Annotated in this window: 9 protein-coding genes; 1 reads left to right on the top strand and 8 read right to left on the bottom strand. The window is 44.2% G+C overall.

Annotation, left to right across the window (positions count from 1 at the left end):
• Positions 1-1,992: CRTAC1 family protein (locus IDJ77_RS25740; RefSeq protein WP_224751238.1), on the bottom strand; the 1,992-nt coding region annotated here is incomplete at its 3' end.
• Positions 1,993-2,008: 16 nt separating this feature from the next.
• On the opposite strand from IDJ77_RS25740, the gene IDJ77_RS27740 reads away from it, so the two are divergent.
• Entirely contained in the window at positions 2,009-2,263 is a 255-nt protein-coding gene (locus tag IDJ77_RS27740; protein WP_224751237.1) for a hypothetical protein, read from the top strand.
• 70 nt (positions 2,264-2,333) lie between these two features.
• Here the strand turns inward: IDJ77_RS27740 and IDJ77_RS25735 are convergent, their stop codons facing one another.
• From IDJ77_RS25735 to IDJ77_RS25705, 7 genes are all read right to left on the bottom strand, one after another.
• On the bottom strand, positions 2,334-3,938 hold the full coding sequence (locus IDJ77_RS25735) for a RagB/SusD family nutrient uptake outer membrane protein (RefSeq protein WP_191191872.1): 1,605 nt from the start codon (positions 3,936-3,938) through the stop codon (positions 2,334-2,336).
• A 37-nt stretch (positions 3,939-3,975) separates the two neighbouring features.
• Positions 3,976-7,257, bottom strand: coding sequence for a SusC/RagA family TonB-linked outer membrane protein (locus IDJ77_RS25730; RefSeq protein WP_191191871.1), 3,282 nt, complete (start codon positions 7,255-7,257; stop codon positions 3,976-3,978).
• Positions 7,258-7,569: 312 nt separating this feature from the next.
• Positions 7,570-8,544 (bottom strand): FecR family protein, encoded by a 975-nt coding sequence (locus IDJ77_RS25725; RefSeq protein WP_191191870.1) that lies wholly within the window; start codon positions 8,542-8,544, stop codon positions 7,570-7,572.
• Between the two features lie 78 nt (positions 8,545-8,622).
• Complete coding sequence (locus IDJ77_RS25720) at positions 8,623-9,237, bottom strand: RNA polymerase sigma factor (protein WP_191191869.1); 615 nt, start codon at positions 9,235-9,237, stop codon at positions 8,623-8,625.
• A 723-nt stretch (positions 9,238-9,960) separates the two neighbouring features.
• The gene (locus IDJ77_RS25715; protein WP_191191868.1) at positions 9,961-13,086 is read right to left on the bottom strand and encodes a PVC-type heme-binding CxxCH protein; all 3,126 of its coding nucleotides are present in this window, start codon (positions 13,084-13,086) and stop codon (positions 9,961-9,963) included.
• Positions 13,087-13,148: 62 nt separating this feature from the next.
• Positions 13,149-14,075: a hydroxypyruvate isomerase family protein gene (locus IDJ77_RS25710; RefSeq protein WP_191191867.1), complete on the bottom strand. Its 927-nt coding sequence runs from the start codon at positions 14,073-14,075 to the stop codon at positions 13,149-13,151.
• 285 nt (positions 14,076-14,360) lie between these two features.
• A complete protein-coding gene (locus IDJ77_RS25705) occupies positions 14,361-14,741 on the bottom strand; it encodes a family 43 glycosylhydrolase (protein ID WP_191191866.1) in 381 nt (126 codons plus the stop codon).
• Positions 14,742-14,762: the final 21 nt, after the last annotated feature.

Below are 14,762 nucleotides of genomic sequence, written 5' to 3'. Positions count from 1 at the left end.
CTTTTTGAACCGCCCCCCGGCGGTTTGGATGTACAGCGCTCCGGGCTGATCCTTTGCTCCGCAGATGTAAAAATCCTCCAGTTTATCGCCGTTCACGTCGCCTGCCGCCATCCGGGGCCCATCGGTAGAGTGCATCTGGAAGATAAGCTTCTCCTGGTCAAAGTCTGCGTACTCGTTCTCCGTATGTTTAAAACCGATGCCATAATTGTCTGCGCTTTGCACAAACATGGTTTTTGGCGCCGGTGCTGCCGGCGTTTTTAACGGACGGGCCGATTCGCTTTGCTTTACGGTGATCGTTTGGTTGGGTTGCACCGCTTTCAGCAGCTTTTGCTTTCCGTCGGGCCATTGCACCACTACCGAATCGATCAGGCTGGTTTTCCCAAGCCCGAAGTTGAGCCGGTTATCAACGCTGGATTCGAACCCGCGTGCGGGCATTTGCTCCTGGTAGCTTAGCGTATGGTTATAATAAACCGTTACACGGCTGCCGGTGCCAAAACGGTTATTGCCCTCGCCCTGAAGTACTACCTTGAGGTATTTGTTCTCCGGGTGGAGCTTACGGCTATTGTTGCGGTACACAAAGGCAGGCATGTTCACGTTATTCACAACCAGATCGAGCGCTCCGTCGTTGTCCAGATCGCCATAAGCCGAGCCGTTGGAGAACCCTGCGTCCCCAAGCCCCCACTCCCCCGCCTTGTTGCTGAACGTCAAGTCGCCGTTGTTATGGTAAGCATAGTTCGGCACTGCCTCTGAGGGCATCAGGTCTATCAGCTTTTTAATCGCCTCTTTTTCGCGGCCCATCATCCGGCGCACCTCTACCGGGTTGGCCATAAACTGGATATAATCCTGATCAGTAAGGTCCTTAAAAATGCCGTTGCTCACAAAAATATCTTTAAACCCATCATTATCTAAATCGGTAATTAGTGCTCCCCAGCTCCAATCGGTAGCCTGCACGCCCGCAAGGCGCCCAATCTCGCTGAAGTTTACCTGGTGGGTTGTACTGCCCGGCGCAGTTCCCCGGTTCAGTTGCAATACATTACGCAAAAATTGCTGGTAGTAACCGTTATCCAGGTCGGACTGGTATTTATCCCAGTTCTCAAACGCGGTTTTTGTCTTCAATCTGCGTTCGGGCTCAGGCAGCATATCGGTAACGTAAATATCCGGAAGACCATCGTTGTTGATATCGGCAATATCGGCCCCCATGGAGTTGAGACTTAATTCCCTGATCGCATCGGGCAGGCATTCTTTAAAAGTCCCGTTTTTGTTATTAATATATAAATAATCGCGTTCGAAAAAATCGTTAGATACGTAGATATCTTCCCAGCCGTCGTTATTTACATCGGCAATAGTTACCCCCAGGCCAAACCCAATTTTACTGCTGTAAATACCGGCTTGTTGGGTAATATCGATAAAATGCCCGTTATCGTTACGGTACAATTTGTTGCCGCCAAGCGGATCGGGAATGTTGCGCTGATCCTTTATCAAATCGTAGTTCCCTACCGAGCGGAAGGAATTGTTAAGCAGATAGCAGTCCAGATCGCCATCTTTATCATAATCAAAGAAAACAGCGTGCGTACACAATCCTTTGTTATTAAGGCCATATTCGGCAGCTTTTTCGGTAAAGGTTAGGTTACCATTATTGATAAACAGCTGATTGCTGCGATTTTTACCGGAAAAATCTCCGGATTTACAAACATAAATATCCAGCCATCCATCACCGTTAACATCGGCCAGGGTAACGCCGGTAGACCATACCCCCGCCGAAGAGAGACCGGCTTTAATAGTTACATCGGTAAATTTAAAATTACCGCCGTTTATGTACAGCCTGTTAGATTGCTGGTTGCCGCAGAAAAAAACATCGGGCAATCCATCGTTATTCATATCGCCAATGGCCACGCCGCCGCCATTATAAAAATTGCGGTAAGTATAAACATTCAGCTGTTCGGTGTAGGTTACATTGTTGGCAAACACAATGCCGGTGCCCGTTGCGGGCAACGCAGAAAACAATTTAATGGCCGTTGCCGGCGGTGTATTATTACAACCTATTAAACATATTGCTGAAAGTAAGATCGCCGCAATGCCTGTGCGTTCACTACGGCGTGAAAGCAACCTCAGCAGCAAAAGGGAAACGTACCTCGAACAATATCTTAAAACACCGTTTATCATGTATCCTATTCCCCCAGCAATGCTGTGTTATCTTCTTAATACCTATAAAGGCAGCTACCACCGGCAAACACTGCCATACGTAGCACAAAACGGTTTGTAAAAAAACGGAAAGCAAATAATAAATCATCTGCTTTCCGTAGAACCAATTACCAATTAACTATACTATCACTTTAATAACCAGGATTTTGTTTCAGGTTTGGATTTGCATTTATCTGCGGCTCCGGTATCGGGAAAATATTAACATTTGTGTTTGCGTCTGCATCATGGAAACGGTATTTGCTATTGTATGTTCCAAAGCGCAGCATATCCTGCCTGCGATAGCTTTCGGCAAACATTTCGCGCCCACGTTCGGCCAGGAATGTTTCTGCAGTTAAGCCCGGCAATGGCGAAACCCCGCCATGTATGGTACGTATCTGGTTTACCAGCGCCAGCGCAACGGGGTCGCTCCAATTGCTGTTTTTACGGGCAAGCAGTTCGGCTTTCATCAGCAGGATATCGGCATAACGATAAATAGCCAAATCGTTATCCAAATCGGTTAACATACCTTTGTAAAACTGCCATTTACCAATGCGGGCACCTGCTTGCCTCCAGGCGTTGGGCTGTAGCTCGTTCACATAGGGTGTCAATGTAATAGGCTGGCCATCCGGATCGGTTTTATCAGCACCACCATCTGTTAACGGCGTAACACCGTCGGCCTGAAACTGCGGGCCAACAATAAAGTTGTTCAGCATCCTTTTATCCAGTGTACCGGTTGTTGGCGTTCCCTTTGGATCTAAACCCACAACAGTACCCTGCGGGCCCGGGTTTTGTGCAGGGTCGATATAAGACTGATAGAATTCCTGTACAGAGGCGAAACCATTCCAGGGCTGATTGTTCATCTGGTAGGTGTTCTGGCTTTGCAGGTGCAGGGTTTCCATGTTCATATTAAAACCTTTTGCTTTTACACCATCAAAGGGGATAGCCCAGATAGATTCGGTAGACCCTATGTTATTGCGGGAGAAGATGTCCGCGTAATTGTTCATCAGCTGGAACTTACCAGAGTTGATGATGATGTCGCAAGCCGCTAAAGCTTTGTCGTACTGAGGCGTGCCTGTGTAAGTTTGCGCGTTCAGATACAATTTAGCAAGGGTAGCCTGTACAACGTAGTAGGTAACACGGCCATAATACGGGCCATCGCCGGTACCAACCTTTGGTAATTTATCTACATTCTCAAGCAATTCTTTTTCAATAAAAGCATACACTTCTGCACGGGGCTTAGTGGCCGGCGGAGCGGTTTCAGAAAAATCGGTAGTGATAGGCACATTACCAAAAAGGTCGAGCAGCCAGTAATAGTAAATGGCGCGCAGTGCTTTTAACTCGGCCACGTAGGTAACCGCCGTTGGCGAGTCGCTTACCGCAAGTGCAGCCAGTAACTTGTTACAGGTGGTTACACCGCCAAAGCCGAGGTTCCAGCCGTTGGCAGGCTGTGAGTCGCTGCTGTTGGTTGTGTGTGTTTTTAAACGTACCCAGTGGCCGCCGTCGCCCCAGTCGGCACCGCGTGTAGGTACCACTACCTCATCGGTAGTAACCTCATTTAGGTTAAAAAATGCGCCATTGTAGCCGTATATGGAAGAATATGCCGCTCCTACTGCAGAAGCCAGTTGCTTATCAGTTTTGTAAAAATTCGATTCGGTAACCTGGTCGTAAAGCAGAGAGTTCTCATCAAGTTTGGTGCACGATGCGGCAACAAACAAAACCGCAAGAACCGAATATTTGGTTAATGATGTATGTTTCATAATTCGCTAATATTTTTAATTAAAAACCTTAATATTATTAAAAGCCAATGTTTACGCCGAGGGTGAACGATCTTGTGTAAACCCAGGTCTCTCTCCTATCAATACCCGGTGCCAGTACGTTGCCGGAATCGGAATACCGTACCTCCGGATCAACACCAGTGTAGTTGGTAATTGTAAACAGGTTTTGGCCCGAAACGAAAGCTCTTAAACTGCTTATCATCCCCGGTTTATTTGATTTTCCAATTCGGAATGTATAACCAAACGTAGCGTTATCCAGTTTGAGGAAAGAAGCCTTCTCTACATCATAGCTGCTGTAAGCTGCACCGTCTGTTACATTAGGATTAAAGTATTTGGTGTTTACAATGTTGTAACTGGTTGCCACGTTAGGGTTTTCATAAAACGCGCGGTACGTGTTGATCAGCTGGTGCCCGATGGAAGAGCGCAGAAAGAAACTAAGATCGAATTGTTTGTATTTAAAGTTGTTAGTGATACCAAATTCGTACTTAGGTAAACCGTTACCAATGATCTGGCGCGGAGCATTGGCCAGGCCGATCGTGCCGCCTTTACCGTCGTCATATTGGTACACTCCACTTGCATCTACACCAACATATTTAGGCCCGTACAATAAACCAATGGGTTCGCCTGCAACCGCGCGGGTTAGCTGTGTAGCTTCCTGGCCCGGTGTACCCAGGTTGGTTGCACCCACGTACGATCCTTTCAGCGCGTCGATTAGTTTTGTAAGCACTACGTGGTAGCTTGAAATGTTTCCGCCGGTTGTCCATGTGAAGTTTTTCCCGCGAATGGCTTCATAACTTAAGGCCACTTCGATACCGGAGTTGCTTAGTTCGCCAATGTTTAACCAGGTGTTGTTAAACAAAGCCGGCGGAGATGGTACGGTTACGTTAAAGATCAAATCGTTTGTTTTACGGTTGAAGTAATCTATCGAACCTGTTAGCCTGCTATCGAACAAGGTGAAATCCAAACCTATATCAGTTTCAGCTTTCTTCTCCCATTTCAGGTTAGGGTTGGGGTTACGCACGCCGCTATAGGTACTTGAGTAAACCCCGCCGCCCGCGTAATAAGTACCGCCGCTGTTGCTTAGCGTGGTTAATGAAAGGTAAGGGAACGGTGGCAAGGCACCGGTAACACCATAGCTACCTCTTAATTTTAAGTTGGTAACAAAAGATATATCAAAAATCTTACTGATATCCAAACCGGCACTTACCGCCGGGAACAGGCCCCATTTGTTGTTCTCACCAAACTCGGTAGAACCATCGCGCCTTAAACTGGCAGAGAGGAACGCAATGTTGTCATAATTCACTTTTACACGGCCAAAGAAAGAGATCAGCCTGTTTCCGTTTTTGTAGCTTTCTACCACACCGATACCGTTCTTAAAATCGAGGGCCGCAGCAAAATTCTGACCCGAAGCATCGGTTACAAAGTTACCGCCCTGGGCATCAAAACCGGTGTACTTGAAGTCCTGGTAAGAATATCCGGCGATAGCCGAAAGCTCGAATTTTCTAATCGCTTTTTCGTAGGATAAGGTATTCTCGTACAAAATATTCTCCGCCTCATCGTCATACTTGGCTGAAATACCCGACCGGCCAAAGCCGCTGCCCAACGGGAATCCCCTTGAAATAAAGGCATCAGTTGGCGAATACATGGAGCGGTAGTTACTGGTGGTTTGCTTGTAAAACTGTGTAGAAAATTTAAGGTTCTTCAATATTTCATAGCTTACCGTTCCCCCAATATTAAATTTCTTATTGGTTGCTTCGTTGGTGTTCTGTTTCAGCATAGCAACCGGGTTAGAATAATCAACAAAGTTCGATTCGAAGTAGCCGCCACCGGTAAGGTCGTAAAGCGGATCCTTTGAATAAACAGGTGCTGTTGGGTTAAAAATGGTGGCATATTTAAACGCATCGGAGAAACCAAACTGCGAGTTGCGGCTTGTTGTGTTGATGTTTAAATTGAATACCAATTTATCATCCAGTGCTTTGTGGCTTATATTTAAACGCCCGTTAAGCTGTTGGAAACCCGTGGTGATTGCAACACCCTGGTTATTACGATAGTTAAAAGAAGCATTGTACGTAGTGCGTTCATCTCCGCCAGAGAAACCCAGGTTATGCACCTGCGAATAGGCCGTACGGGTAATCTCTTTATTCCAGTCGGTATTTGAGCCAAAATCGGTTCCTTTACCAAGTTCCTTAAATTCTGCAGCGTTCATATGCTTGGTGAACCTTGCAGGTGTTTCACTGGTTCCGGACACGTTGTAGGTGAATTTAGAAGCACCTTTTTTGCCCGACTTGGTGGTAATGATGATTACACCTGCAGAACCGCGCGTTCCGTAAATCGCCGCAGCAGAACCGTCTTTCAGCACATCAATGCTCTTGATGTCGTTAGGGTCAACGGTATTGATATCGGCACCTACCTGGCCATCTAACACAATCAGCGGCTGTGTGTTTGCACCAAGGGTTGATAAACCCCTTAGGCGAATAGCAAAACCACCATTTGGATCGCCACCCGGGCGGGAAATGGACAAACCGGGAACTTTACCCTGCAGCAACTGAGCAACATCGCTGATATTACCTTTGTTGAACTGTTCGGCATTTACTGTGGTAATGGCACTGGTTACCTCTCTTTTCTTTTGTGTACCGTAACCTACCACAACTACCTCATCAAGGCTATTGGTACTTTCGGAAAGCACTGCATTTACAGTTTCCACCTCTCCATCAGATACCGTAACCGGTTTGGACAGGGTAGTGAAGCCCACAAACGTAAAGCTGATGTTATAGGTACCAGCAGGCAGGTTAGAAAAACTGTAAGCACCGGAAATATCGGTAACTTTTGCCAGTGCAGCCGCTCCGGTCAGGCTTACGGTTACACCGGGCAATGTGTTGCCTTTCAGATCGGTGACGATCCCCTTGATAACGCCGGTTGCTACCTGCTTAAATCCTCCTGCAATGCCGCCGGGCAGGTTTTTGCCCCTGGCATTCTCGGTGCCGGCGCGCGTAATTAAAATCTGGTTGTCTATTTGCTGAAAAACAAGCGAAGTATTTGCAAGTACAGCTGTCAGCAATGCTGCAACCGACTGGTTTTCCGCAGGTATCTCTAAATTGCGAATGTCTTTTACATCGCCATTGCGGTACATAAAATGAAACGGGCTTTGCGCTTCTATTTTTCGGAAGGCCTTCACAAGCGATTCATTTTTGAGGGAGATGTTAACTTCCACCTTATCAATATCCTGGCTCTTAGCTGTGGTAGCTGAGAAAACAGGAATTGAGGTGATGAACACAAATATGGAAACTATCCCTGTTCTCATAATTAATTTAAAATTGGGATTGGGTGGCAAGCACAACCTGAGCACAAACTTGACAAAATGCCGCAGGTGCGCATAAATCGTAGAAATATTCATAATTTTAGATCGTTTTAAGTGATTAATGTCTTCGATTGAGTTTAAAAATTTAAAACACATGTAAGGCAATCGATTGCAGTCGACAGCCAAACAGGCCCGCGGAGTACACTTCCCCTAGGAAATATTCTGCGGGTTTTTTATGCGAACGAGTTTTTGAGGCACTCTTCGGAATAAAACTGGTCGGATCGTTTTAGATAAATTTTCTTCATACTTGAGGGTTTAATTGGTTTTTGCATTAATGGTTATAAGTGTCCGTTCTTTATTATAGCTGTATACCGCATCGTTAAAAGCACAGGTGCTTCCAAGAGCCTGATCGAGGCTGGCGGCACTATCAAAAGAAGTAGTAAAGTGCTTATTTTTAATACTATCGTCACCAAATACAATCTTCACTTTAAACCGCTCTTCAAACAACCTGGCGGCTTCGGCAACGGTAACGTCCTCTAAATAAAGGTCGTTTTCGGTTGTCCAGCCGGTAAAAACAGCCGCTTTTATATGGGTTTTGGTTGCACTTGCTACACTCTTATTGTAGATAATTTGCTGGTTTGGTATAATTACACCTATCAGTTTACGTTCATCACTTACTTTTACCTTGCCCCTTGTTACGGTCACTGTAATAACTTTGTCGCCGGGAAGTGCTTTAATATTAAAAGCAGTACCCAAAACAGTGGTAAAAACATTGCCTGTATGTACTATGAATGGCCGGGCCGAATCGTGTTTAATATCAAAATAAGCTTGCCCGGAAAGGAATACTTCGCGTTTAGCAAAGCCTGGTTCGTAATTAAGTTTGCTGCCATGGCTCAAAATCACCCTGCTGCCGTCCGGTAATACAACAAAAACGTTGGACGATTGCTGTATTTTTGCTGGCTCTGAAACGCTATTTTGCGGATGCCGGTTATAGGTAAGATACCATACGCAGGTAGCGCAAACCATTACAAATACCGCTGCCGCAACCTTGCGCAAATACCGGAATTTTAATACCACCGCATTTTTTTTCTGTTGCTGCTGAATCCCCCCCCATATGGCGTTTTGAATATCCTGCTTTAGCTTTTGCTTCTCGTCAGTACCCATCAATTCTATTACATCCATTTCGGACGCAAAAGCATCATAGAATTTTATTAAAAACTGTTTTTCCTCTGCGGTAGCTAAGCCTTTGCGGTGCTTCGCCAACAATTCGAGAAAATATATTTTTTCCATTTAAAAAAGCTTGAGCAATCGGTTGTATACATGACCCAAAAAAGCAACAATGTCCCATCGCTCTTTTAAATTTATTTTTCAGTATTCCGTTTTAAGAAAAAACAGGAGCAGCGGCAGCAAAGGCAGCAAAGATATTTTCAACTTTTTCATTACCTTCCCCAACTGATTTTGAACGGTTTTCCTGGAAATACCCAACTCTGCCGCGATAGCTTTTGTGCTTAAATCTTCCTGATAATGCAGGCGAAAAATGGTTTGCCGACTGGCCGGGAGACTTTTTACCAACACCTCGTAAGAATCAAAAAACTCTTTCCAAAGCAGGTTTTCGTCGGCGTTGGAATGCTCAGACGGAATATTGTCCAGCACGTCAAAAAAAGAGTTGTGCAATGTTTGCTTCTCCACCTGTTTGAATACCTTGTTTCTCACAGCAACATTGAGGTAGGCGGGTAAATTCAGGATATGGAGCGTTTCGCGTTTTACCCAGATATGCATAAACACTTCCTGAACAATGTCCTTCGCAAGGTCGGTATCCTTTATTCGTTTAAAAGCGTCTGAGTAAGCTTTTTCCCAATATTTCGTAAAAAGGGCATTAAAAGATCGCTCACAACCGTTGCCTACCTGTCGCAATAAAAATGCGTCATCGGGTTGCGGTGCCGACGTAGCTTTTGGGATGCTGGGGGTAATAAGGCTGATCATTTAGTTAAAAAAATCCTTAAATAGTTTATAAATGCGTCTTTATGCAACAGTCATTTAACATCAGGAAAGCAAAGTTTATAATTGCACGGTGAGCCGTGTTGGTTTTAATACACTAATCTAAAAGGTTTTTTTTAAATACAAGCCAAAATTAAAAATTAATTGTATAAAACACACTCATTCTCAAATGAGCACATTCGCACGAACCCGCTTTTGCTTTCGATCATGCTTTGGGGCCTTAAGTATAATACGCCATCGAGAAAAGGGGATAACCAGGATCAGATATATCCAGAGGCAGTCACGACCTTTTAATAGTCGGTTCATTATCGTTGACACATGTAAAATCAAGGTTAGTGTAAATTCCGATTCTTGATTTTTATTGTACAAACCGTTGATATTTACATTATAAGCATTAGCGATAATTGAATAATTTTTGAGGTGATCTATTAGGCGACCTGTCGAAAACTTGATGTATAAAGCATTGATTTAGAGCGTACGGATTATTAGTATTTGTTCCCTCCGGCTCCACTGAATTCAGCATCAAAACAGACTAAAAGCCTGCAATCGTTTGATTGCAGGCTTTTCTTTTATAGTCAAATGTTACTAAATTAATTTACTTACATCAAACTTATCCATGCAAACCTTATCACAATTGCCTAAAAACGAATGTTTTATACAATTGTGACTTATCTTTCCCCCCAAAGGCAGGCTATTGCTTTATTTTTATTATTCTTTTTTCTTTAAAGAACCAAGGAACGTAAGCAGATCCGCGAATTCTTGTTTTGACATTGTTTGATTTAGGCCGGCCGGCATCATAGAGGCCGACACTTTTTTTATTTGCTTAACATCACTTGTTTTAATTTTCTGAACAGCGCCTCCGGGGTATTTCAATTCGATATCTGTCTCTGTCCGGCTCGAAATGATCCCCATCAGGGTCGATCCATCTTTCATAATAAGCTGTGAGGTCTCATATCCAAAATTAATCCCTGCAGATGGGTTAACAATAGCATCAAATAATCCCTCCTTTGGTAACTTCGCGCCTATTTCTGATAAATTAGGCCCAAATTCAAAACCAGCTTTATTAGCTTTATGACATACGGAACAGGTTCTGAGGAAAACGGCATTTCCTTTCAGTGCATTTCCTTTTAAAGCAAGTATGGCAGTAAGATTAGCAGAAGGCGTCCTGGTTTTAGCAATTTTGACACCATCGGTTTTGGGTAAAAAAGCTTTTGCTTTGTCCAATGTGCTTTTTCTGAGTGTTCCGCTCAAGCCTGCAACAGCTGGTGTAATTAAACTTTGAGGTAATTTTTTTCCCTGAAGCATTTCCAGAACGCGGTCTTCGCCGTTTTGGCTTTTACCCAGCATTTGTACCGCCTTTTGACGTGTGGGCATGCTGTACTGACCTGATAAAATCACCTTTGACAGGATAGCTATCGATTCATCGTTGCCTATTGCACCGAGCACTGATAAAACGTTGGACGCCTCTTTTTCATCTTTACCTTTAATTACATTTAGGAAGCGAAGGTCTTCATTGGCTTTAAGTAATAGCCGGGCCGCATCGACCCCGATTCCTCCGCTTTGATATCCTCCGTTACTCTGAATACCATTGGATTTTACCAGATCCATCAATCTATCGGCTTCTGTAGTAATATTATACTGTTTTACCATATCAACAAAATCCTGTGTTCCCGTGTACGAATTTAAAACCAGTTGAACCTGCTCTCTGGATGCAGGCGAATCTGATATATCCTGAGGGTTTAAGGACTTCAATAGCATTGCGCTTAATTGCAAATCTTTACCATTGTTTTCTTCTAATAATTTCACCAAAGCTTTGGATTTATCGGGCTGTGGATAAAAGTCAAAAGCTCTCAGATATCTCAAACGGTATTTTAATGGAACACTTGCATCTTTAGCCAGCTTTACCAAGTATGGAAGCGCGGTATTTGTTCGGGCCCGCCAAACTATATCTCTGCCTCCGGCTGTTGATAAAGGATCCGGTACTACTTTCAGGTAGGCTGCAAAGAATTGGTCCCATTGCTTGTCGGCCCCGATACCCAGTGCCTCTAAATACCACTTGTCGTTGCCATCATGTTTCGCTGCAAGTGCCGCCCATATCGTCGCGGCTTCCGGTTCATTCCGATGCCGTAACGCAATCGCACACTCGCGCCTTACCTGTGCGTCTGCGTCATTCGCTAAAGCTCCTGCAAACTTAACCACATCGGTATTTACTTCTCTTGCCGCCCTCAGCCCGGTTATCCTTAAATCAGGGTTAGGATCGTTAATGGCTTCGGAAAGATATTTTGTGGCCTTTGTTGATTTTGAAAGCACCCACAGCGCTCGGGCACGCATACGGGGATTAGGCGATGTTGACCATAACTTTTCCAACTCCGCTATTGCTGATTCTCCCATGCCGGTTAATGCTATGAAAGCATGCCTGCGAACGCCGAGATTTGGATTTTGCAAGGCAATGACTGCTCCCTTCGGAGTGGTATAATCCTGTTCAGGTATTTTATAGGTCGCTTTCATATTTTCCGGAACAACCCGGTATATGCGACCACGCTGAAGATCCCCCACCCGGTGCCCGCCAACGCCTGGATCATACCAGTCGGCTACAATTAAAGAACCATCCGGAGCTGTACAGATATCTGCCGGGCGAAACCATTGGTCCCGTTCGCCATTAAGAATGTTGATGATACCGGCGGTATATCCCGCGCCGGCTTTTTGAACTGGATAGGCCCGAACAACATTATGTCCCGGTTCGGCATGGATCATCCCATTTTGAAACTGCTGCGTTAACAGCGTCCCTTCATAAATAACCATCCCGGTAGGGGAGCCGGAACCTGTTTGTAAAAGATTGGGGATAACACCCGGATCATTTTGATGCCAGTGACGCAGCGGGATCGAATCTTCCATGTTAATGCGTTTTGCACTCCAGCCCGCACCGGTTACTTCATCCGTGTAGCCATAATTTCCATATTCCATTACGTAATTGATCCGTACTCCTTTATTCCCGTCATCATCATTATCACTTTGCCATATATTTCCATAACTATCTACGGCCGATTCGTATTCGTTTCTGAAATTATGGCCCAGGCATTCCACATGCGTACCGTCCGGGTCGCAACGGAACAGCATTCCTTCTTTGTATTTTTTAGGCCCTATTTCATCACCATCCTGATCCAGTACTACCTCATTATTTTTATCTCTGAGGGTTTTACCAGCATTCCCAAAATTGAAATATAGTTTACCATCCGGGCCAAATGCGAAACTGTGCATCCCATGATCATGTTGTTCACCGCCTATCCCCTGGAATAGTATTTCTTTTCGGTCGGCTTTACCATCATTATTGTCATCAAAAAAGGCCCAAACATAGGGGCTTTGCGATACCAATACCCGGTTACCTAATACGCACACGCCTAAAGGTGCATTAACCTCGGGGCCCTGATAAAACACCGTGCTTGTTTCCAAACTTCCGTCTCCATCCTTATCTTCTAAAATTACTATCCGGTCGCCTGCCTCCCTGGGTTTGTTGTGATTAATCTCAAACCGGTAATTATAGGCCTCCGTTACCCAAACCCTTCCTTTTTCATCCACGTCGATATTGGTAGGGTTAATCAACATAGGTTCGGTTGCCATAGTTTCAACACGCAGACCAGGCGCCACGTCGAGCTCCTTCAAGCCATTTTTAGCCAAATGTTTTTGTGCTTCAGTGAGCGGCGTATCAATCGCAGCCAAATTATACGATGAGTGTTTTTCAGGAATATTGGTAAAGGCCCCTAATACTACTAACAAAGGAATCGCGGCCACTGATCCACTTATTAGTAAAAAACGTTTTCTTTTATTGTTGTCCATTTCTATGTTTTCTTTTATTGTTGTCCATTTTTATTATAAAAATACTCAGTTCCTCCTGTTGCCTAAATGAAACCATCAGCTTCGCGGTATGCTTTGATCAAAGCAAGCTCGCCTGCTTTACCGGCACCCGCATTGCCGTGTTCCATGCCTACCACTCCTTTGTATCCTTTGTCATAAATAAGTTTGAATATGTTTTTGTAATTAATCTCGCCGGTACCGGGTTCGTTGCGGCCAGGATTATCGCCAACCTGGTAATAACCTATTTCATCATAAACCCAATTAAGTGTAGGGATAATGTTGCCCTGGTTGCGTTGTATGTGGTACATATCGTACAAGATTTTGCAAGATGGACTGCCCACTGCTTTACAAATAGCATAAGCTTGATCGGGTGTACGTAAAAACAGGTCTGGGTTATCACTCAGGGGTTCCAGCACCATCATCAGGCCATGGGGCTCAATAATGGCTGTTCCTCTTTTAATGGCTTCAATTACATTGCCTGTTTGTACACCAATAGGCAGGTTGCGCACAAAATCTCCGGGAACAACGGTATACTGTTTACAATTGGTCCGTTTTGCCACTTCCACGGCTTCTTTACAGCTGGCAATAAACTTATCGATGTATTCCGCCTTGCCTGATGCTAACAGGTTGGTATCATTACCTAAACCAGGTTGTACAAAAACGCCCATGGTCATGCCCAACTTGGCAAGTGTATCTCCAATCTTTTTCTGCTGATCAACAGGTCGGCCACCCATCCAATTATCTTCTATACCGCGAAATCCCTGCTCGTAAGCAAATTTAATTTGATCAATAAAATCGCCGCCCGCATGGTTTTTAAACATGCCATCATGTATGCCATAATTTAAATTAAAAGGTTTGCCGTTATCAACATTTGTGGTCCTGGCATTTGCCGAATTTGATTTTAAAAGTCCAGTTGTTAATATTGATGCTCCTGCCAGTACAGAGTTTTGAACAAAGTTTCTGCGTTTCATATTTCAATTGATAGTTTAATATTGGTTATCAAATATATTAGTAGTTATAAGGATTAAGCTTGTTTTTAAATAAATTATACCTATTTAGGCTTACAATTAGAGTTATTCGCCGATCACTCAATTCGCAGAGTAGTGGCAAATTTTTGAAAAATCACTGATAATCAATAATATACAGGAGAATATTCTATCCCTCCCTCTCCCCAAGCTCAATGCCAAACAGGCTAAAATCCTGCAAATCAAATAATTGCAAGCTTTTATTTTCAGCTAAATAGTTATATTATTCACCTATTCGCATAATAATAGTAAGATATATCTCCCATTTTTTTTATTTTTTGCGTTCGTTAAACGGATTGAGCTTGCCCACGACCCCTCCCCATACATGTTTTTGCCATTTGCGAGGTTTGCTGGGTCAATATTTGCCAATGTATCATAGGCATAACCCACCGTCTTCCAGGTCACCAGGTCGTCCGACTTCATGATCGGTACACCGGGGCTCATGTGCATCGTTGTGCTGCTCATGTAATAGCTATTGCCTACACGTACTATTGATATATCCGGTACATCTGCATAAATAATGGGATTAGTGGCTTTTTGTGCATATAAATACGGCACTGTTAGCGTGATAATTGAGGCCGTCAGCCATAACCTGTAAATCGCAATGCTCATATTCACAATTGTTTTTTTTCT

It is taken from the genome of Mucilaginibacter pankratovii (assembly GCF_014773265.1).
GTDB lineage: Bacteria > Bacteroidota > Bacteroidia > Sphingobacteriales > Sphingobacteriaceae > Mucilaginibacter > Mucilaginibacter pankratovii.
Note: the sequence above shows the minus strand (reverse complement) of the source record. Positions and strands in the feature narration are given on the sequence as shown.